The sequence below is a fragment of the Kribbia dieselivorans NBRC 106261 genome, from assembly GCF_001552435.1.
GTDB classification, from domain to species: Bacteria; Actinomycetota; Actinomycetes; order Actinomycetales; family Dermatophilaceae; genus Kribbia; species Kribbia dieselivorans.
The window spans coordinates 1-20154 of sequence record NZ_BCRE01000092.1; the positions used below are offsets into that span (position 1 = coordinate 1).

The window sequence follows — 20154 nt, forward strand, 5'->3', positions numbered from 1 at the left end:
GGGCGCGGGCGGGACGGTCGTCGCGGTCGCGGCGCGGGCCACGACGCGGAGCGGCGGTCGCCTGCTGGGCGGCGAACTCCTTCTCCGTCATGTCACCCTTGTAGATCCAGACCTTCACGCCGATACGGCCGAAGGTGGTGCGGGCCTCGTAGAAGCCGTAGTCGATGTTCGCGCGGAGGGTGTGCAGCGGCACGCGACCCTCGCGGTAGAACTCCGAGCGCGACATCTCCGCGCCGCCGAGACGGCCGGAACACTGGATCCGGATGCCCTTGGCGCCGGCGCGCAGCGAGGACTGCATGCCCTTGCGCATCGCACGACGGAAGGTCACACGGGCAGCGAGCTGCTCGGCGATCCCCTGGGCAACGAGCTGAGCCTCGATCTCGGGGTTCTTGACCTCGAGGATGTTCAGCTGCACCTGCTTGCCGGTGAGCTTCTCGAGCTCACCGCGGATGCGGTCGGCCTCGGCGCCGCGGCGACCGATGACGATGCCGGGACGCGCGGTGTGGATGTCGACGCGGACGCGGTCACGCGTGCGCTCGATCTCGACGCGGGCGATGCCGGCGCGCTCCATGCCCGTGGTCATGAGCTTGCGAATCGCGACGTCTTCCTTCACGTAGTCGCGGTAGCGCTGCCCCTCCTTGGTGGAGTCGGCGAACCAGCGGCTCTTGTGATCGGTCGTGATGCCCAGGCGGAAGCCGTGCGGGTTGATCTTCTGACCCATCAGCGGGTACCTCCCTTGCTGGACTGGATGTCGGGCTGCGCCACGACCACCGTGATGTGGCTGGTGCGCTTGTTGATACGCCCGGCACGGCCCTGGGCCCGCGGACGGAAACGCTTCATGGTCGGACCCTCGTCCGCCCAGGCCGCGCTGACGATGAGCTGGCGCTCGTCGAAGGCCACCGACTCCTTGTCGGCCTTGACCTTCGCGTTCGCCATGGCCGACTGGAGCACCTTGAGCACCGGCTCGGAGGCGCCCTGCGGCGCGAACTTGAGGATCGCGACGGCGTCGGGAGCAGCCTTGCCGCGGATGAGGTTCACGACACGGCGAGCCTTCATCGGGGTGACGCGGACGAACCGCGCGGTGGCGCGGGCCTCCACGACCGACTCGTCGACGGGGCTGGCCGTCTTCGCAGTGTTGGCAGCCATCAGCGGCGACGTCCCTTCTTGTCGTCCTTCACGTGACCCTTGAACGTGCGGGTCGGAGCAAACTCGCCGAGCTTGTGGCCGACCATCGACTCGGTGACGAACACCGGGACATGCTTGCGGCCGTCGTGCACGGCAAAGGTGTGGCCGAGCATGTCCGGGGAAACCACCGAACGACGCGACCAGGTCTTGATGACGTTCTTGGTACCCGCTTCGTTCTGGGCGTCCACCTTCTTCTGAAGGTGGTCGTCGATGAAGGGGCCCTTCTTGAGGCTACGAGGCATGGTGATGGGCTCCTATCAGCGCTTCTTGCCAGTACGACGGCGGCGAACGATCAACTTGTCGCTCGGCTTGCCCGGCTTGCGGGTACGGCCCTCCGGCTGACCCCACGGGGACACCGGGTGGCGACCACCGGAGGTACGACCCTCACCACCACCGTGCGGGTGGTCGACCGGGTTCATGACGACACCACGGACGGTCGGGCGCTTGCCCTTCCAGCGCATGCGGCCGGCCTTGCCCCAGTTGATGTTGGACTGCTCGGCGTTGCCGACCTCACCGACGGTGGCGCGGCAGCGCGCGTCGACGCGGCGGATCTCACCGGAGGGCATACGGAGGATGGCGTAGACGCCCTCCTTGCCGAGGAGCTGGATGCTCGTGCCGGCGCTGCGGGCCAGCTTGGCGCCGCCGCCGGGACGAAGCTCCACCGCGTGGATCGTCGTACCGGTCGGGATGTTGCGCAGCGGCAGGTTGTTGCCCGGCTTGATGTCGGCGCTGGCGCCGGCCTCGATCGGGTCACCCTGGGAGAGCTTGTTCGGCGCGAGGATGTAGCGCTTCTCGCCGTCGGCGTAGTGCAGCAGCGCGATGCGCGCCGTGCGGTTGGGGTCGTACTCGATGTGCGCCACGGTGGCGGGCACGCCGTCCTTGTCGTGGCGACGGAAGTCGATGACGCGGTAGGCGCGCTTGTGGCCACCACCGATGTGACGGGTGGTGATGCGCCCGTTGGCGTTACGGCCACCGGACTTGGTCAGCGGGCGGACGAGGGACTTCTCCGGGGTCGAGCGAGTGATCTCGACGAAGTCCGCGACCGAGGAGCCGCGACGGCCCGGAGTCGTGGGCTTGTACTTGCGAATGGCCATGATCAGATTTCCTTGTCTCGATCCCCGGTCAGGCCTGGCCGCCGAAGATGTCGATCGAACCCTCGCGGAGGGTGACGATCGCACGCTTGGTGTCCTTGCGCTTGCCGATCCCGAACTTGGTGCGGCGGGTCTTGCCCTTGCGGTTCAGGGTGTGCACGGACTCGACCTTGACGTCGAAGATCTGCTCAACGGCGATCTTGATCTCGGCCTTGTTGGCGCTGGGGTCGACGACGAAGGTGTACTTGCCCTCGTCGAGCAGCCCGTAGGACTTCTCGGAGACGACCGGCGCGAGCAGGACGTCGCGCGGGTCCTTGGCAACAGTGCTCACTTGGTGTCCTCCTGGACGTTCTGGGCGGCAGCCCCACCGGCCGGCGCGAAGCCGGCGGCCTCGGCGGCCTCGGTGCTGGCGAACCAGACCTCGGCGATGGTGGAGTCGAACCAGCGCGAACCCGGCACGTGGTACATCTTCGAGGTCGCGTTGCCCTTGATGGTGAAGCCCTCGGGGGCGGAGCCGTCCTCGGTCGCCGGGGCGGAGCCCGCGCCGAAGTCGACGACCGTCGCCGGCGTGGCGTCGGCAGCCGGAGCGTCGTTCGCGGCCACGGTCTCGGCGCCGGCCTCGACAGCCTCGACCTCGACGGTCACGTCGGAGGCATCGGACTTCGGCTGCGCACCGGAGAGGAAGCTCTCGAGCGCGGCCTGCGTGAAGATGACCTCGTCGGCGCACAGCACGTCGTACGTGTTGAGCTGGTCGGCGAAGAGCACGTGCACGTCGGGCAGGTTGCGCACGGACTTCAGCGCGACCTCGTCCGCGCGAGCGAGAACGACGAGGAGGTTACGACGCTCCGAAAGGCCACCCAGCAGGGCGGCGACGGTGCGGGTCGAAGGCTTCTCGGCCTCGATGAGCGCGGAGAAGACGTGGATACGACCGTGACGCGCGCGGTCGGACAGGGCACCGCGCAGCGCGGCGGCCTTCATCTTCTTGGGGGTGCGCTGGGTGTAGTTGCGCGGCTGCGGACCGTGAACGATGCCACCACCGGCGAACTGCGGGGCGCGGGTCGAACCCTGACGGGCGCGGCCGGTGCCCTTCTGCTTGTACGGCTTGCGGCCACCACCGCGGACCTCGCCGCGGGTCTTGGTGGAGTGCGTGCCCTGGCGGGCGGCGGCCAACTGGGCCACGACCACCTGGTGGATCAGCGGCACGTTGGTCGTCACGTCGAAGACCTCGGCGGGCAACTCGACGGTGCCGGCCGTGCCTCCGGTCGGGGTGAGGATGTCAATCGTCGTCATGGTCAGGCTCCCTTGGCAGCCGAACGGACGAGCACGACGCCACCGACCGGACCCGGAACCGGGCCCTTGACGAGCAGCAGGCCACGCTCCGCGTCAACGGCGTGGATGGTGAGGTTCTGCGTGGTCTGACGCACGCCACCCATACGGCCGGCCATGCGCATGCCCTTGAAGACACGACCCGGGGTGGCGCAGCCACCGATCGAACCCGGCTTGCGGTGGTTGCGGTGGGCACCGTGGGAGGCGTTGTCGCCGGCGAAGCCGTGACGCTTCATGACACCGGCGAAGCCCTTGCCCTTGGTGGTGCCGGTGACGTCGATGACCTGACCGGCCTCGAACGTCTCGACGGTGATCTCCTGGCCGAGCTGGTACTCGCCGGCGTCGGCCGTGCGCAGTTCGACGAGGTGACGGCGCGGGGTGACCCCGGCCTTGCTGAAGTGGCCGCTGCTCGGCTTGTTGGCCTTGCGCGGGTCGAGGGCGCCGTAGGCGATCTGGACGGCGGTGTAGCCGTCGGTCGCCTCGTCGCGGACCTGCGTGACGACGCACGGACCGGCCTGGACGACGGTCACCGGCACGAGGCGGTTGTTCTCGTCCCAGACCTGGGTCATGCCGAGCTTCTCGCCCAGGACGCCCTTGAAGCTGCGGGTGGCAGTGGTGGTCATATCAGCCTGCCTCAGAGCTTGATCTCGATGTTGACGTCCGCCGGCAGGTCGAGACGCATCAGCGAGTCGACGGCCTTCGGCGTCGGGTCGATGATGTCGATGAGGCGCTTGTGGGTGCGCATCTCGAAGTGCTCGCGGCTGTCCTTGTACTTGTGCGGCGATCGGATGACCACGAAGACGTTCTTCTCCGTGGGCAGCGGCACGGGGCCAACCACCGTCGCGCCGGCACGGGTCACCGTGTCGACAATTTTGCGCGCCGAGTTGTCGATGACCTCGTGGTCATACGACTTCAGTCGGATGCGGATCTTCTGTCCCGCCATCTCCGTTACGTCTCTCTCTCGCCGTCCTGCTTGGTCTGTGGCGACTCGACCTTCCCTCCGACCCCCGCGGTCGGGTGTGTCGCACCCGCTCCGCGTTTTGAGGCGTGCAGAATCCCGCCTCGTTCGTGGTCGCAGCTCTGGTCGAGCCGGAACTTGATCTCGATGACTCGCCCCACCCCACACCTGGATCAGGCCGGATGGTTCGATTCGTTCACACCGAAGGTGGCGGTCTGAGTGCCGCGTCCACACGCACCCCGGGAGGCACGCGGAAAGGACACGTCAGCCCTGCCGCTCGTCAAGCAACCTGTACAGTGTGCCAGATCCCCTGGGGCGAGTCCAAATCGAGGTCAGGATCTCCCGGCCGCGGACGGCGCGCGGTGGTATTGCCCCTCGGTCACGGCATCGGGGCCGGAGTGTTCCAGGCGCACCCGACGCATCGCGGTGACCTCCTCGCGGATCTGCTCGGCGAGCTTGGTCGACTGGCGCGTGTCACGCGGCTCCACCTGCACCTGCTCCTCCGCCGGGATGCCGGCGTGCAGCTGGCGCCGACGAATGACCTCGACGTTGAACTGGGCACCCAGGAGCAGCGCGTTGTTGGTGATCCATACCCACAGGAGGAAGACGATGACGCCGGCCAGCGACCCGTACGTCTTGTTGTAGGACGAGAAATACGACACGTACACCCCGAAGCCGACCGACGCCAGCGCCCATACGAGCACCGCGAGCACCGCACCGGGAGAGACGAGGTAGCGCCACCTCGGCACCTTGACGTTCGGGGTCCAGCGGTACAACACGGCCACGGTCACCGCAACGATGAGGAGCATCACCGGCCACTTGACCCACCCCCACACGGCCACCATCGTCGAGCCCAATCCCACGACGTTGCCGACGGCGGCCGCGACGTCTCCGGAGACGACGAGCCCGACGAGCACCAGCGCGGCCAACGTGATCGTCACGACGGTCAGGACCAGTTGGGTCGGCTTGAGCGTCCAGATCGGGCGGCCCTCGTCGACACCGTACATCCGGTTCATCGCGCGCCCGAACGCGCCGACATACCCCGAGGCCGACCAGATCGCCGTCAGCACCGAGATCGCCAGGGTCAGGCCCGCGCCGGAGGTCGTGATCATCCCCTCGATGGGTCCGCGCAACTGCTCGGCCGTGTCGGCCTGACCGAGCTCGGTGATGAGGTCGAGCAGGGCGTTCGTCGTCGTGACCGGGTCACCGAACACCCCGAGCAGCGCAACCAACGCGATCAGCGCCGGGAACAGGGAGAGCACCGAGAAGTAGGTCAGTGCCGCGGCCTGGTCGGTCAACTGGTGGCGCTGGAACTGCTGGCCCGTGTGCACGAACACGCGCCACCAGGGAATCTCGGTCACGCCACCCACTGGAACTCTCCCCTGCCCATGACTCGTCGATGCCGGTCACCGATGCCCGGCGGCAACGGCACCTGCATCATGCCTCACGGCAGGTGCATCGTGCCGGTTTCCATGAAGCGCTGATGCATGGCGAACGACTCGCGCAGGAGATGCGGCGTCTGCCGACCCCACGCACCTTCGAGCGAGCGCTGGTAGTAATCGGTGAGCATGTCGCGGTACGCCGGATGCGCACAGTTGTCGATGACGACCTTCGCCCGCCGGCGCGGGGCGAGGCCACGAAGATCCGCCAAGCCCTGCTCGGTGATGATGACGTCGACGTCGTGTTCGGTGTGGTCGACGTGCGTGACCATCGGCACGATGCACGACAGCGCGCCGCCGCGGGCGGTCGAGGGCGTGACGAACGTCGACAGGAATGCGTTGCGCGCGAAGTCGCCCGAGCCACCGATACCGTTCTGGATGCGCGAGCCCATGATGTGCGTGGAGTTGACGTTGCCGTAGATGTCGGCCTCGATCAGACCGTTGCTCGCGATGACCCCGAGACGCCGGATGACCTCCGGGTGGTTCGAGATCTCCTGCGGACGCATGATGATGCGCTGGGTGTAGAAGTCGAGGTTGTCGTTGAACCGCTGCACGCCGTCGGGGCTGAGCGAGAACGCGGTGGCCGACGCAAGGTCGATCGTGCCCGACTCGATGAGGTCGAGCATGCCGTCCTGGAGCACCTCGGTGTAGGCGTTGAGGTGCTCGAACCGGCTCTCCCCCAGACCGGCCATGACGGCGTTGGCGATGTTGCCCACACCCGACTGCAGCGGCAGAAGGCCGGCCGGCATGCGGCCCACCTTGACCTCGTGCTCGAGGAACTCGATGAAGTGACCGGCGATGGCCCGCGAGTCGTCGTCGAGCGGCTTGAAGGCGGAGTTGCGATCGGGCGAGTCGGTCTCGACGATCGCCACGATCTTGGCCGGGTCCACCTCGAAGTGCGGCACGCCGATGCGGTCTCCGGCGGAGACGATCGGCACCGGCTTGCGGTGCGGCGGCAGCGCCGTGCCGTAGTAGATGTCGTGCATGCCGTACATCTCGAGCTGCTGCCACGAGTTCACCTCGAGGATGACCCTGTCGGCCTGGTCGATCCACGTCTTGTTGTTGCCGACCGAGGCGGACGGAATGAGGGCGCCGTCCTCGGTGATGCCGGTGACCTCGATCAGGGCGACGTTCAGGTCGCCGAGGAAGCCCATCCACGCCATCTGCGCCACGTGGGAGAGGTGGACGTCGATGTACTCCATCTGGCCCGAGTTGATCTTCGCGCGGCTGATCGGATCGGACTGGTACGGCAGACGCAGTTCCACGCCGTCGACCTCGGCCAGCGCGCCGTCGAGCTCCGGAGCGGTCGACGCTCCGGTCCACACCCCCACCTTGAACTGCTCGCCGCGGGCGGTCGCCTCGGTGATGCGCCGTGCCAACGCCTGCGGGACGGCCTTGGGGTAGCCCGCACCGGTGAAGCCGGACATGCCCACGTTGTCACCGGGGTTGATGAGCTTCGCCGCGTCGTCTGCGCTCATGATCCTGCTGCGCAGTCCAACGTTCGCGATCCGGCTCATTGCAGTCCTCATTCCCGTGGCCCCGTCATCCTTTGCGCGATCCAGCCTATTCTTCGAGCCCCTCCCGGCCGCAGCGGGGTGTGGGCCGACCGACACACGCCAGCGGCCCCGCAACCGTGTTGGTTGCGGGGCCGCTGGCGATGCGGTCCGAGTTCGAACCGATCAGGTCAGATCACTTGATGATCTTGGTGACCTGGCCGGCGCCGACAGTGCGGCCACCCTCGCGGATGTTGAACTTCAGGCCCTCTTCCATGGCGATCGGCTGGATGAGCTCGACCTTCATCTCCGTGTTGTCGCCGGGCATGACCATCTCCTTGCCCTCGGGCAGGTTGACGACACCGGTGACATCGGTGGTGCGGAAGTAGAACTGCGGACGGTAGTTGTCGTAGAACGGGGTGTGACGGCCACCCTCGTCCTTGGACAGGATGTAGACCGAGGCCTCGAAGTTGGTGTGCGGCGTGATCGAACCCGGCTTGCAGATGACCTGGCCGCGCTCGACGTCCTCGCGCTTGGTACCGCGCAGGAGCAGACCGACGTTCTCGCCCGCACGACCCTCGTCGAGTAGCTTGCGGAACATCTCGATGCCGGTGACGGTGGTCTTGGTGATCTCGGGGTGGATACCGACGATCTCGACCTCCTCGTTGACATTGAGGATGCCGCGCTCGATACGACCGGTGACGACGGTGCCACGACCGGTGATCGTGAAGACGTCCTCGACCGGCATCATGAACGGCTTGTCGGTGTCGCGCTCCGGCTCCGGGATGTACTCGTCCACGGTGTTCATGAGCTCGAGAACCGTCGCGCCCCACTTCTCGTCGCCCTCGAGGGCCTTGAGCGCGGAGATGCGCACGACCGGGGTGTCGTCGCCGGGGAACTCGTACTCGGAGAGGAGCTCACGGACCTCCATCTCGACGAGCTCGAGGATCTCCTCGTCGTCGACCATGTCGGTCTTGTTGAGCGCCACGACGATGTACGGAACGCCGACCTGGCGGGCCAGGAGGACGTGCTCCTTGGTCTGCGGCATCGGACCGTCGGTCGCGGCCACCACGAGGATGGCACCGTCCATCTGGGCCGCACCCGTGATCATGTTCTTCACGTAGTCAGCGTGGCCCGGGCAGTCGACGTGCGCGTAGTGACGCTTCTCCGTCTGGTACTCGATGTGGGCAATCGAGATCGTGATACCGCGCTGACGCTCTTCGGGGGCCTTGTCGATGTCCTCGAATGCGAACTGCGGGTTCAGGTCCGGGTACGCGTCGTGCAGAACCTTCGAGATGGCAGCAGTCAGCGTCGTCTTACCGTGGTCGATGTGACCGATGGTGCCGATGTTGACGTGCGGCTTGGTCCGCTCGAACTTTGCCTTCGCCACTGGTGTCCTCCTCAGGACTCTCTGTTGTGGTAACGCCGAACGACCAGGCAGGACGTGGCGTGGTACTTGGGGGTGGTGCTGTGCAGGTTTGTGGGTTGAGACGGGATTCTACCCGTCACTCCCCGCGAACCTTCTTGATGATCTCCTCGGCCACGGCCTTGGGGACCTCAGCATAGGAGTCGAACTCCATGGAGTAGCTCGCCCGGCCCTGCGTCTTCGACCGGAGGTCGCCGACGTAGCCGAACATCTCCGACAGCGGGACGAGGCCGCGAACGACCTTGGCACCGCTGACGTCCTCCATGGCCTGGATCTGGCCACGGCGGGCGTTGATGTCGCCGATGACGTCACCCATGTAGTCCTCAGGGGTGCGCACCTCGACGCTCATCATCGGCTCCATGAGCACCGGGTCGGCCTTGCGGGCAGCCTCCTTGAAGGCCATCGATCCGGCGATCTTGAACGCCATCTCCGAGGAGTCGACGTCGTGGTAGGCGCCGTCGAGCAGCGTGGCCTTGACGCCCACGACGGGGTAACCGGCGAGGATGCCGTACTGCATGGCGTCCTGGATACCGGCATCGACCGACGGGATGTACTCACGCGGCACACGACCACCGGTGACGGCGTTCTCGAACTCGTACAGCTCCTCGGACTCGGCCGTGTTGAGCGGCTCGAGCTTGATCTGCACCTTCGCGAACTGACCCGAACCACCGGTCTGCTTCTTGTGGGTGTAGTCGTACTTGTCGACCGTCTTGCGCAGGGTCTCGCGGTAGGCGACCTGCGGCTTGCCGACGTTGGCCTCGACCTTGAACTCGCGCTTCATGCGGTCGACGAGGATGTCGAGGTGGAGCTCGCCCATGCCGGCGATGATCGTCTGGCCGGTCTCGGCGTCGAGCTCGACGCGGAAGGTCGGGTCCTCCTCGGCCAACTTCTGGATCGCCGTGCCGAGCTTCTCCTGGTCGCCCTTGGTCTTGGGCTCGATGGCGACCTGGATGACCGGCTCGGGGAAGGTCATGGACTCGAGCACGACCGGCTTCTCGATGTCGGAGAGGGTGTCACCGGTGGTCGTCGTCTTCAGACCGATGGCCGCGTAGATGTGGCCGGCGAAGGCGTCCTCGACCGGGTTCTCCTTGTTGGCGTGCATCTGGAAAAGCTTTCCGATGCGCTCCTTCTTGACCTTGGTCGAGTTGAGCACCTGCGTGCCGGCGGTGATGTGGCCGGAGTACACGCGGATGAACGTCAGGGTGCCGAAGAACGGGTGCGTCGCGACCTTGAAGGCCAGGGCCGAGAACGGCTCGTCCTTGTCGGCGTGGCGGATGACCTTCTCGTCCTCGTTGCCCGGGGCGTGGCCCTCCATGGGGGGCACGTCCAGCGGCGAGGGGAGGTAGTCGACCACCGCGTCGATCATCGGCTGCACGCCACGGTTCTTGAACGCCGAGCCACACATGACCGGGTAGAGCTCGGAGGCGATGGTCAGCGTGCGGATGCCGGCCTTGATCTCGTCGATGGTCAGTTCCTCGCCACCGAGGTACTTCTCCATCAGGGCGTCGTCGGCCTCGGCCACGCGCTCGACGAGGGCGGTGCGGTACTCGTCGGCCTTGTCCTGCAGGTCCGCGGGGATGTCCTGGACCTCGTAGGACGCGCCCAGGGTGACGTCACCCTTGGCGTCGCCGGGCCACACGAGGGCCTTCATCTGAACGAGGTCGATGACTCCGACGAAGTCGTTCTCGGCACCGATCGGCAGCTGGATGACCAGCGGCTCCGCGCCGAGGCGGTCCTTGATGGTGTCGACGGTGAAGTAGAAGTCGGCACCGAACTTGTCCATCTTGTTGATGAAGCAGACGCGCGGCACGTCGTACTTGTCGGCCTGACGCCACACGGTCTCGGACTGGGGCTCAACGCCCTCCTTGCCGTCGAACACGGCAACGGCGCCGTCGAGCACACGCAGCGAGCGCTCCACCTCGACGGTGAAGTCGACGTGACCGGGGGTGTCGATGACGTTGATCTGGTGGCCGTTCCAGAAGGAGGTCACCGCGGCCGACGTGATCGTGATGCCGCGCTCCTTCTCCTGCTCCATCCAGTCGGTCGTCGAGGCACCGTCGTGGGTTTCCCCGAGCTTCCGGTTGACGCCGGTGTAGAAGAGGATGCGCTCCGTCGTCGTCGTCTTGCCGGCGTCGATGTGCGCCATGATGCCGATGTTGCGGACCTTCTTCAGGTCCGTCAGGACGTCGAGTGCCACTCGTTTCTTCTCTCGCTCGTTGCGTGCAGTGGTGCGTGCAGGGGTGGTGCTGATGCCGGTCACCCGGCTGAGGTCGGGGCCCACCCGACGCGGGTGGGCCCCGACCTCACCGCTGTCACCAGCGGTAGTGCGCGAAGGCCTTGTTCGACTCGGCCATCTTGTGGGTGTCCTCGCGACGCTTGACCGCGGCGCCGAGGCCGTTGGACGCGTCGAGGATCTCGTTCATCAGACGCTCGGTCATCGTCTTCTCACGACGCTGACGGGCGTAGCCGACGAGCCAGCGCAGCGACAGGGTGGTCGCGCGACCGGGCTTGACCTCGATCGGCACCTGGTAGGTCGCACCACCGACACGGCGGGACTTGACCTCGAGGGCGGGCTTGACGTTGTCGAGCGCACGCTTGAGGGTCTGCACCGGGTCGGTGCCGGTCTTGTCGCGGCAGCCCTCGAGGGCGCCGTAGACGATGCGCTCGGCGGTCGACTTCTTGCCGTCGAGGAGGATCTTGTTGACCAGCTGCGTCACCAACGGCGATCCGTAGACCGGGTCGACGACGAGCGGGCGCTTCGGGGCCGGGCCCTTGCGAGGCATTACTTCTTCTCCTTCTTGGCGCCGTAGCGGCTGCGGGCCTGCTGCCGACCCTTGACACCCTGGGTGTCGAGAGCGCCACGGATGATCTTGTAACGCACGCCGGGGAGGTCCTTCACACGGCCGCCACGCACGAGCACGATCGAGTGCTCCTGGAGGTTGTGACCGACACCGGGGATGTACGCGGTGACCTCGATACCGGAGGTCAGGCGCACACGCGCAACCTTGCGGAGCGCGGAGTTCGGCTTCTTCGGGGTGGTGGTGTACACACGCGTGCACACACCGCGGCGCTGCGGGGAACCCTTCAGGGCAGGAGTCGCAACCTTGCTCCTCTTGTCCTGGCGGCCCTTGCGCACCAGCTGGTTGATGGTAGGCAACCTGATGTCTCCGTCTGTTGTCGTCTGCCACGGGCGCCTGCCCGCAGCTCCTTGCCGTACCGACTCGACCCCCGCACTCGGGAGTGTCGTCGGGCTCCCCCCTGCACTCCGGCCCAACCGCACAGCGGTTGAGGCCGACGCCCGGCGAGAGGTGGGAGGACCGGTCTGCACCGATCCGATCGGCCCGGACTCGCCCCTGCTTTGTGGCACAGGCAAGCCAGACCCGACAAGACAGGGTACTCGCGGGTGCGGGGTGTCACAAAATCGTGTCGGATCGCCGTGCCCGCGAGTGTCGCGGACACGGTGACCGTTCCCCCGTGCTCAGCCCTGCATGACGGCCGCGCGACCGGCCTCCAACCGCGCCACCGGCACGCGGAACGGCGAGCAGGAGACGTAGTCGAGCCCGGCGCGGTGGAAGAAGTGGACGGACTCCGGGTCACCGCCGTGCTCCCCACAGACCCCGGTCTTCAGGCCCGGCTTGGCCGCACGACCCTCCGCCACGGCCAGTTCGACGAGGCGACCGACCCCGTCGACGTCGATCGTCTCGAACGGAGAGACCCCGAAGACGCCCTTGTCGAGGTAGGCCGAGAAGAACGAGCCCTCGACGTCGTCGCGGCTGAAGCCCCAGGTCGTCTGGGTCAGGTCGTTGGTGCCGAACGAGAAGAAGTCGGCGGACTGCGCGATGCGACCGGCCGTCAGGCACGCCCGCGGCAGTTCCATCATCGTGCCGATGGCGACGTTCTTGCCCGCTCCGGGCTCCTCCCCGAACTCGCGTGCGATGGCCTCGGCCTCCTCGCGCACGAGGTCGAGTTCCTCGACCGCGTCGACGAGCGGGACCATGATCTCGACCGTGCCGTGGGCGCCGGCGCGACGCACCACCCGGAACGCCTCGAGGATCGCCCGGATCTGCATCTCGAACAGACCCGCGGTGGTGATGCCCAGTCGCACGCCGCGCAGGCCGAACATCGGGTTCGACTCGTGCAGGCGGGTGACGGCCTGGAGCATCTTGACGTCGGCCGGGGACGAGTGGCCCTCCGACTCGGCCACGGCGACCTTGACGGCCAGGTGGGTGTAGTCGGGGAGGAACTCGTGCAGCGGCGGGTCGATGAGCCGCACCGTCACGGGCCGGTCACCCATGGCGGTGAAGATCTCCGCGAAGTCCTGGACCTGCAACGGGCGCAGGCTCTCCAGGGCCGCCTCGCGCTCCTCCTCGGTCTCGGCGAGGATGAGGTGCTCGACGAGTTGACGCCGCTCCCCGAGGAACATGTGCTCGGTGCGGGTCAGGCCGATGCCCTCGGCCCCGAAACGCACCGCGCGCGCCGCGTCGGCGGGGGTGTCGGCGTTGGCGCGCACCTTGAGGCGGCGCTCCCGGTCGGCGATGGTCATGATGCGATCCACGGCGCGCACGATCTCGTCGGTGGCGCTCTCGGGCTGCACCCGCCCCTCGAAGTAGTCGACGACGGGGCTGGCCACGACGGGCACCGCGCCCTCGAACACGGCCCCCGTGCCGCCGTCGATGGAGACGACGTCGCCCTCGTTGAGGAAGTGTCCGGCCTCACCGCGAATGGCGATCGTGCGATTCTCCGTGTCGACCACGAGTGAGTCGGCGCCGACGACGCACGTCTTGCCCATGCCGCGGGCGACGACGGCGGCGTGGCTGGTCTTGCCGCCGCGTGAGGTGAGGATGCCGCGGGCGGCGATCATGCCGCCGAGGTCGTCGGGGTTGGTCTCGGTGCGCACGAGGATGCAGTCCTCGCCGGCCGCGGCCTTGGCCTGCGCGTCCGCCGTGTCGAACACGATCGCACCGACCGCGGCGCCCGGCGAGGCGGCCACCCCGCGGGTGAGTTCGGCGGTGGCGGCGGAGGCGTCGAAGCGGGGGAACATCAGCGCGGTCAGGTGCGCGCCGGTGACCCGGGTCAACGCCTCCTGCTCGGTGATCGTGCCCTCGTCGATGAGCTGCCCGGCGATCCGGAAGGCGGCCTCGGCGGTGCGCTTGCCGACGCGGGTCTGGAGCATCCACAGCGTGCCGCGCTCGATGGTGAACTCGATGTCGCACAGGTCGCGGTAGTGGTGCTCGAGGGTGTCCATCGCGGCCCGCAGTTCCTTGTAGGCCTCCGGGGAGTCCGCCTCGAGGTCGTGCAACGGGTGCGTGTTGCGGATGCCGGCGACGACGTCCTCCCCCTGGGCGTTCATGAGGTAGTCCCCGTAGACGCCCTTCTCGCCGGTGGCCGGGTCGCGGGTGAAGCACACGCCGGTGCCGGAGTCCTCGGAGAGGTTTCCGAAGACCATGGCCTGGACGTTGACCGCCGTGCCCAGGTCGTGCGGAATCCGCTCCTGGCGGCGGTAGAGCACGGCCCGCTCCCCCATCCACGAGCGGAAGACGGCCAGGACGGCCATGTCGAGTTGCTCGCGCGGGTCCTGCGGGAAGTCGCGGCCGGTGGCGTTCTGGATGGCGAGTCGATACTTCGTCGTCAGCGATTCGAGGTCCTCGGCGGTGAGCTCGGTGTCCTGCTCCACCCCTCGGGCCGCCTTCATCTGCTCCAAGCGGGTCTCGAAGATGTCCCCGTCCATGTCGAGCACGGTCTTGCCGAACATCTGCATCAGGCGCCGGTAGGAATCCCACGCGAACCGGGGGTTGCCGGACTGCGCGGCCAGACCCTTGACCGATTCGTCGTTGAGCCCGATGTTGAGGACGGTCTCCATCATCCCGGGCATGGAGAACTTCGCGCCGGACCGGACGGAGACGAGCAACGGGTCGTCGGCATCGCCGAGGCGGCGGCCCATCTGCCCCTCGATCCGGGCCAGGTGCGCCGAGACCTCGTCGGCGAGCTCGGCGGGCGCCTGCTGCGTGCGCAGGTAGGCCCGGCAGGCGTCGGTGCTGATGGTGAAGCCGGCGGGAACGGGCAGACCGATGCGCACCATCTCCGCGAGGTTGGCGCCCTTGCCCCCGAGCAGGTCCTTCTGCTCCATCGAGCCTTCGGAGAAGTCGTACACGTAGCGCGTCATCGCATTCCGTCCTTCGGTCGGCGCCCGCCCAGCACGGGCGTCCCTGTCCCCCATTCAATCGCGCGTGGGTCGTCGGCGAGACGAGGGGGGCGAATCCCACCCCTCGATGTGGCACCGGCGCCGCGTCAGCGGAAGGGGCCGAATCCCGGATCGACGCCGGCCAGGGACAGGGTGAAGAGCACGAGGTAGAACGCGGCCAGTGCCCCGAAGGCCACGGCGAACGCGCCGGAGTCGAGCTTGCGGCGCTGGGCGAGGGTCCACACGCCCCACGCGACGATGGCGAAGCCCAGCGCCTTGCCGAAGAACCCGCTCGGCCGCAGCAGGATGAGCACCCCGGCCAGCACGATGAGCACCGCCAGGGCTCGGTTGCGGAAACTGGGCCGGTCGTCGGCGATGGGCTCACGGGTCACGGGCCCCATCGTGCCAGCCCGCAGACAAACCGAGGGCCCCGCACCATCGTTGGTGCGGGGCCCTCGAATCGCCGTGCCGTGGGTCAGTTGCCCTTGGCCGCGTTCTTCAGCGCGGAACCGGCGGTCAGCTTGGCGGCGAAGCCGGCCGGGATGGTGATCTCTTCCTTGGTCTGCGGGTTGCGGCCCTTGCGCTCGGCACGCTCGGTGCGCTCGAGGGAGAAGAAACCGGGGACGGTGACCTTCTGACCCTTGGCGACCTGCTCGGCCAGCACCTCCTGCATGGCGGTGATGACCTCACCGGCCTTGGTGGCGGAGATGTCGGTCTTGCCGGCGATGGCGGTCGCGAGTTCGGACTTGTTCATGAGGAACTCCAATCTTCAGCACGGGGTCCGCCCGAGTTCTCGGGTGGCTGTGGTGTGCCACTCCCGTGCGTGCGCACTGGAGTGGCCTGAACCCACAGAACCACGAAAATCCCACGCACGGGACGTCAGACACACGAGAAACCGCGAGATTCTGCGGATCTGAGCGGAATTGGGCCCTGATTCCGGCCCACGGACCCCTCTGATCACATCTGCCACGGCCCGGGCCTGCTCCGAGGCCGGCCGACCAGGCCCCCGGCGACGAGCTGCTCAGGGGCTGCACGGCGCTCCGCCGCGGGTGAAAAGAACCATCCTGGCGACCCAACCGCGGGTTGGGTCGCCAGGATGGTCACGTTGACGCGGCGGGCGTCAGTCCAGGCCGAGCTCGGCGTCGTCGAGACGAATCGCCTCGCCGCTGCCCGGGCCGAAGACCGGGTAGGCGAACTCGTCGTAGTTCGGCATGGCGTACATCGCCGCCTTGGCCTCCTCGGTGGGCTCGACCGTGACGTTGCGGTAGCGGGACAGACCCGTGCCGGCCGGGATGAGCTTTCCGAGGATGACGTTCTCCTTGAGGCCGAGCAGCGGGTCGGACTTGCCTTCCATCGCCGCTTCGGTCAGCACGCGGGTCGTCTCCTGGAAGGAGGCGGCCGAGAGCCAGGAGTCGGTGGCCAGCGACGCCTTGGTGATACCCATGAGCTCCGGACGACCGGAGGCCGGGGTGCCGCCCTCGGCGACGACGCGACGGTTCTCCTCCTCGAAGCGGGCGCGCTCGGCGAGCATGCCCGGGAGGAGCCCGGTGCCGTTGGCCTCGATGACCGTCACGCGCTTGAGCATCTGGCGCACGATGACCTCGATGTGCTTGTCGTGGATCGACACACCCTGCTGCCGGTACACGCCCTGCACCTCGTCGACCAGGTGCTTCTGCGCGGCCCGCGGGCCGAGAATGCGCAACACCTGCTTCGGGTCGATGGCGCCCTTGACGAGCTTGGTGCCAACCTCGACGTCCTGGCCGTCCTCGACGAGGAGCTGCGTGCGGCGGCTGACCGGGTACGCGTGCTCCTCACCCTCGGCCGAGGTGATGAGCACCCGGCGGGCCTTGTCGGTCTCCTCGATGGTGACGCGACCGGTGGTCTCGGCGATCGGGGCGACACCCTTGGGGGTACGCGCCTCGAAGAGCTCGACGACACGCGGCAGACCCTGCGTGATGTCGTCACCGGCCACACCACCGGTGTGGAAGGTACGCATCGTCAACTGGGTACCAGGCTCACCGATCGACTGCGCCGCGATGATGCCCACGGCCTCGCCGATGTCGACGAGCTGTCCGGTGGCCAGCGAGCGACCGTAGCAACGGGCGCACACGCCGACCTTGGAGGTGCAGGTCAGCACCGAGCGGACCTTGACCTCGTCGACCCCGGCCTCGTACAGCGCCTGGATAGCGACGTCACCGAGATCCGATCCGGACTCCGCGAGCACCTCACCGTCCTTGACGACATCGCCGGCCATGCAGCGGGCGTAGGCGGTGAACTCGACGTCGTCGTGCAGACGCCGCGTGCCGGTGAGCTCGTCGTACTGCGCCAGCGGCATGGTCAGACCACGCTGCGTGCCACAGTCCTCCTCGCGGATGATGACGTCCTGGGAGACGTCGACGAGACGACGCGTCAGGTAACCCGAGTCGGCGGTACGGAGCGCCGTGTCGGCCAGACCCTTGCGCGCACCGTGCGTCGAGATGAAGAACTCGACCACCGACAGGCCCTCACGGAAGTTCGTGCGGATCGGGCGAGGGATGATCTCACCCTTCGGGTTGGCCATGAGGCCACGCATACCGGCGATCTGACGCAGCTGGAACCAGTTGCCTCGGGCGCCGGAGGAGACCATCCGGTAGATCGGGTTGTTGCGCGGGAAGTTGTCCTGCATCTCCTTGGCGACCTCGTTGGTCGCCTGGGTCCAGATCTCGATGAGCTCCTGGCGCCGCTCGTCGTCGGTGATCAGACCACGCTCGTACTGGGTCTGGACCTTCGTCGCCTTGGACTCGTAACCCTCGAGGATCTCGGCCTTGCGCGGCGGGGTGACCACGTCGGAGATCGCCACCGTCGTGCCCGAACGGGTGGCCCAGTAGAACCCGGCCGCCTTGAGGGCGTCGAGCGAGGCCGCGACCTGCACCTTGGTGTACCGCTCGGCCAGGTCGTTGACGATGCTCGAGAGGCGCTTCTTGTCGACCGGCTCGTTCACGTACGGGTAGTCGACCGGCAGCGTCGCGTTGAACAGCGCGCGACCCAGCGTGGTGTCGGCCAACCAGTGCTTGACCATGCCGTTCTCCGCGATCTCGGCACCCTCGGGCAGCTCGACGCCGTCACCGGGGACGATGTCGTCGACCCGCACGCGGATCGGCGAGCCGATCTTGATCTGCCCGGCGTCATACGCCATCCGCGCCTCGGCCACCGACGAGAAGACACGCTTCTCCTCGGTCTCCAGCGGCACCTCGGAGGTGAGGTGGAACAGACCGATGATCATGTCCTGGGTCGGCATGGTCACGGGGCGACCGTCGGCCGGCTTGAGGATGTTGTTCGAGGACAGCATGAGGATGCGGGCCTCGGCCTGGGCCTCCGCCGACAGCGGCAGGTGCACGGCCATCTGGTCACCGTCGAAGTCGGCGTTGAAGGCCGTACACACGAGCGGGTGGATCTGGATGGCCTTGCCCTCGACGAGCTGGGGCTCGAACGCCTGGATGCCCAGACGGTGCAGCGTCGGAGCGCGGTTGAGCAGCACCGGGTGCTCGGTGATGACCTCTTCGAGGACGTCCCACACGTGCGAGTTGTGGCGCTCGACCATGCGCTTGGCCGACTTGATGTTCTGCGCGAGCTCGAGGTCGACCAGGCGCTTCATCACGAACGGCTTGAACAGCTCCAGGGCCATCTGCTTGGGCAGACCGCACTGGTGCAGTTGCAACTGCGGGCCGACGACGATGACCGAACGGCCCGAGTAGTCGACACGCTTGCCGAGGAGGTTCTGACGGAATCGCCCCTGCTTGCCCTTGAGCATGTCGGAGAGCGACTTCAGCGGACGGTTGCCCGGGCCGGTGACCGGCCGACCGCGACGGCCGTTGTCGAACAGGTTGTCGACGGCCTCCTGCAGCATCCGCTTCTCGTTGTTGACGATGATCTCGGGCGCGCCGAGGTCAAGCAGTCGCTTGAGACGGTTGTTGCGGTTGATGACGCGGCGGTACAGGTCGTTGAGGTCGGAGGTCGCGAAGCGGCCACCGTCGAGCTGCACCATCGGGCGCAGGTCCGGCGGGATGACCGGGACGGCGTCCAGGACCATGCCCTCGGGCTTGTTGTCCGTGGTGAGGAAGGCGGTGACGACCTTGAGGCGCTTGAGCGCGCGGGTCTTCTTCTGCCCCTTGCCGGTCGCGATGATCTCGCGCAGCTTCTCGGACTCGGCCTCGAGGTCGAAGGTCTGCAGGCGCTTCTGGATCGCGCCGGCACCCATGCCACCCTCGAAGTACAGACCGAAGCGGTCACGCATCTCGCGGTAGAGGATCTCGTCGCCCTCGAGGTCCTGGACCTTGAGGTTCTTGAAGCGGTCCCAGACCTGGTTGAGGCGCTCGATCTTCTGATCGGCCCGCTTGCGGATCTGGTTCATCTCGCGCTCGGCGGAGTCGCGGACCTTGCGCTTGGCGTCGGCCTTGGCTCCCTCCTCCTCCAGCGCGGCGATGTCCTGCTCGAGCTTGAGCGCGCGGGCCTCGACGTCGGCATCGCGACGGTTCTCCAGCTCCTTGCGCTCCACCTCGATGCCGGCCTCGAGCGAGGGCAGGTCGGTGTGACGCTGCTCCTCGTCGACGTGCGTGATCATGTATGCCGCGAAGTAGATGACCTTCTCAAGGTCCTTCGGGGCGAGGTCGAGCAGGTACCCCAGGCGCGACGGGACGCCCTTGAAGTACCAGATGTGGGTGACCGGAGCAGCGAGCTCGATGTGGCCCATCCGCTCACGGCGCACGCCTGCGCGAGTGACCTCGACACCACAGCGCTCACAGATGATGCCCTTGAAGCGCACCCGCTTGTACTTGCCACAGGCGCACTCCCAGTCCCGGGTGGGGCCGAAGATGCGCTCGCAGAACAGGCCCTCCTTCTCGGGCTTGAGCGTGCGGTAGTTGATGGTCTCCGGCTTCTTGACCTCGCCGTGGCTCCACTCGCGGATGTGCTCCGCGGTGGCCAAACCAATGCGCAGTTCGTCGAAGAAGTTGACGTCGAGCACGGATGTCCTTCTCTTTCGTAGTCGAAGGTCGTCAGTTCAGATGGATTTCGGTG

Annotated in this window: 18 protein-coding genes; all 18 read right to left on the reverse strand. The window is 67.3% G+C overall.

Annotated features, from left to right (window positions below; genetic code table 11):
* On the reverse strand, window positions 1-721 hold a 721-nt coding region (gene rpsC / locus KD1_RS08465), incomplete at its 3' end, for a 30S ribosomal protein S3 (RefSeq protein WP_068400422.1).
* Entirely contained in the window at window positions 721-1098 is a 378-nt protein-coding gene (rplV, locus tag KD1_RS08470) for a 50S ribosomal protein L22 (RefSeq protein ID WP_068400509.1), read from the reverse strand. The genes rplV and rpsC, both read right to left, overlap by 1 nt.
* Window positions 1099-1145: 47 nt before the next feature.
* Window positions 1146-1427 carry a 30S ribosomal protein S19 gene (gene rpsS, locus KD1_RS08475; RefSeq protein WP_034801560.1) on the reverse strand — a complete coding sequence of 94 codons (282 nt, stop codon included), beginning with the start codon at window positions 1425-1427 and terminating at the stop codon, window positions 1146-1148.
* Between the two features lie 15 nt (window positions 1428-1442).
* Window positions 1443-2279, reverse strand: a complete 837-nt coding sequence (gene rplB, locus KD1_RS08480; RefSeq protein WP_068400423.1) for a 50S ribosomal protein L2 — start codon at window positions 2277-2279, stop codon at window positions 1443-1445.
* A 28-nt stretch (window positions 2280-2307) separates the two neighbouring features.
* Window positions 2308-2607, reverse strand: a complete 300-nt coding sequence (rplW, locus tag KD1_RS08485) for a 50S ribosomal protein L23 (RefSeq protein WP_068400428.1) — start codon at window positions 2605-2607, stop codon at window positions 2308-2310.
* Complete coding sequence (rplD, locus tag KD1_RS08490; protein WP_068400431.1) at window positions 2604-3566, reverse strand: 50S ribosomal protein L4, sunset domain variant; 963 nt, start codon at window positions 3564-3566, stop codon at window positions 2604-2606. Before rplD ends, rplW begins: the two co-directional genes overlap by 4 nt.
* A gap of 2 nt (window positions 3567-3568) precedes the next feature.
* Entirely contained in the window at window positions 3569-4225 is a 657-nt protein-coding gene (rplC, locus tag KD1_RS08495; protein WP_068400433.1) for a 50S ribosomal protein L3, read from the reverse strand.
* Window positions 4226-4236: 11 nt separating this feature from the next.
* Window positions 4237-4545, reverse strand: a complete 309-nt coding sequence (rpsJ, locus tag KD1_RS08500; protein ID WP_009775966.1) for a 30S ribosomal protein S10 — start codon at window positions 4543-4545, stop codon at window positions 4237-4239.
* 347 nt (window positions 4546-4892) lie between these two features.
* Entirely contained in the window at window positions 4893-5921 is a 1029-nt protein-coding gene (locus KD1_RS08505) for a YihY/virulence factor BrkB family protein (protein WP_169795363.1), read from the reverse strand.
* 83 nt (window positions 5922-6004) lie between these two features.
* A complete protein-coding gene (gene scpC, locus KD1_RS08510; protein WP_157073248.1) occupies window positions 6005-7516 on the reverse strand; it encodes a succinyl-CoA:acetate CoA-transferase ScpC in 1512 nt (503 codons plus the stop codon).
* Between the two features lie 172 nt (window positions 7517-7688).
* Window positions 7689-8882 carry an elongation factor Tu gene (gene tuf, locus KD1_RS08515; RefSeq protein ID WP_068400446.1) on the reverse strand — a complete coding sequence of 398 codons (1194 nt, stop codon included), beginning with the start codon at window positions 8880-8882 and terminating at the stop codon, window positions 7689-7691.
* Window positions 8883-8997: 115 nt separating this feature from the next.
* On the reverse strand, window positions 8998-11115 hold the full coding sequence (gene fusA, locus KD1_RS08520; RefSeq protein WP_068400449.1) for an elongation factor G: 2118 nt from the start codon (window positions 11113-11115) through the stop codon (window positions 8998-9000).
* A 115-nt stretch (window positions 11116-11230) separates the two neighbouring features.
* Window positions 11231-11701 carry a 30S ribosomal protein S7 gene (gene rpsG, locus KD1_RS08525; RefSeq protein ID WP_068400452.1) on the reverse strand — a complete coding sequence of 157 codons (471 nt, stop codon included), beginning with the start codon at window positions 11699-11701 and terminating at the stop codon, window positions 11231-11233.
* Entirely contained in the window at window positions 11701-12075 is a 375-nt protein-coding gene (gene rpsL / locus KD1_RS08530) for a 30S ribosomal protein S12 (protein ID WP_068400454.1), read from the reverse strand. Before rpsL ends, rpsG begins: the two co-directional genes overlap by 1 nt.
* Window positions 12076-12396: 321 nt before the next feature.
* Entirely contained in the window at window positions 12397-15081 is a 2685-nt protein-coding gene (ppdK, locus tag KD1_RS08535) for a pyruvate, phosphate dikinase (protein WP_068400460.1), read from the reverse strand.
* Between the two features lie 125 nt (window positions 15082-15206).
* Window positions 15207-15491: a hypothetical protein gene (locus KD1_RS08540; RefSeq protein WP_068400463.1), complete on the reverse strand. Its 285-nt coding sequence runs from the start codon at window positions 15489-15491 to the stop codon at window positions 15207-15209.
* An 83-nt stretch (window positions 15492-15574) separates the two neighbouring features.
* Window positions 15575-15853 carry an HU family DNA-binding protein gene (locus KD1_RS08545; RefSeq protein ID WP_068400466.1) on the reverse strand — a complete coding sequence of 93 codons (279 nt, stop codon included), beginning with the start codon at window positions 15851-15853 and terminating at the stop codon, window positions 15575-15577.
* Window positions 15854-16219: 366 nt separating this feature from the next.
* Complete coding sequence (locus tag KD1_RS08550; protein WP_068400469.1) at window positions 16220-20101, reverse strand: DNA-directed RNA polymerase subunit beta'; 3882 nt, start codon at window positions 20099-20101, stop codon at window positions 16220-16222.
* Between the last annotated feature and the right edge of the window lie 53 nt (window positions 20102-20154).

Coding starts and splice junctions, on each gene's coding strand:
- rpsJ (WP_009775966.1), bottom strand. CDS start 4,545: ATGGCGGGACAGAAGATCCGCATCCGACTGAAGTCGTATGACCACGAG.
- rpsS (WP_034801560.1), bottom strand. CDS start 1,427: ATGCCTCGTAGCCTCAAGAAGGGCCCCTTCATCGACGACCACCTTCAG.
- scpC (WP_157073248.1), bottom strand. CDS start 7,516: ATGAGCCGGATCGCGAACGTTGGACTGCGCAGCAGGATCATGAGCGCA.
- ppdK (WP_068400460.1), bottom strand. CDS start 15,081: ATGACGCGCTACGTGTACGACTTCTCCGAAGGCTCGATGGAGCAGAAG.
- rplB (WP_068400423.1), bottom strand. CDS start 2,279: ATGGCCATTCGCAAGTACAAGCCCACGACTCCGGGCCGTCGCGGCTCC.
- rplD (WP_068400431.1), bottom strand. CDS start 3,566: ATGACGACGATTGACATCCTCACCCCGACCGGAGGCACGGCCGGCACC.
- rplC (WP_068400433.1), bottom strand. CDS start 4,225: ATGACCACCACTGCCACCCGCAGCTTCAAGGGCGTCCTGGGCGAGAAG.
- KD1_RS08545 (WP_068400466.1), bottom strand. CDS start 15,853: ATGAACAAGTCCGAACTCGCGACCGCCATCGCCGGCAAGACCGACATC.
- rpsG (WP_068400452.1), bottom strand. CDS start 11,701: ATGCCTCGCAAGGGCCCGGCCCCGAAGCGCCCGCTCGTCGTCGACCCG.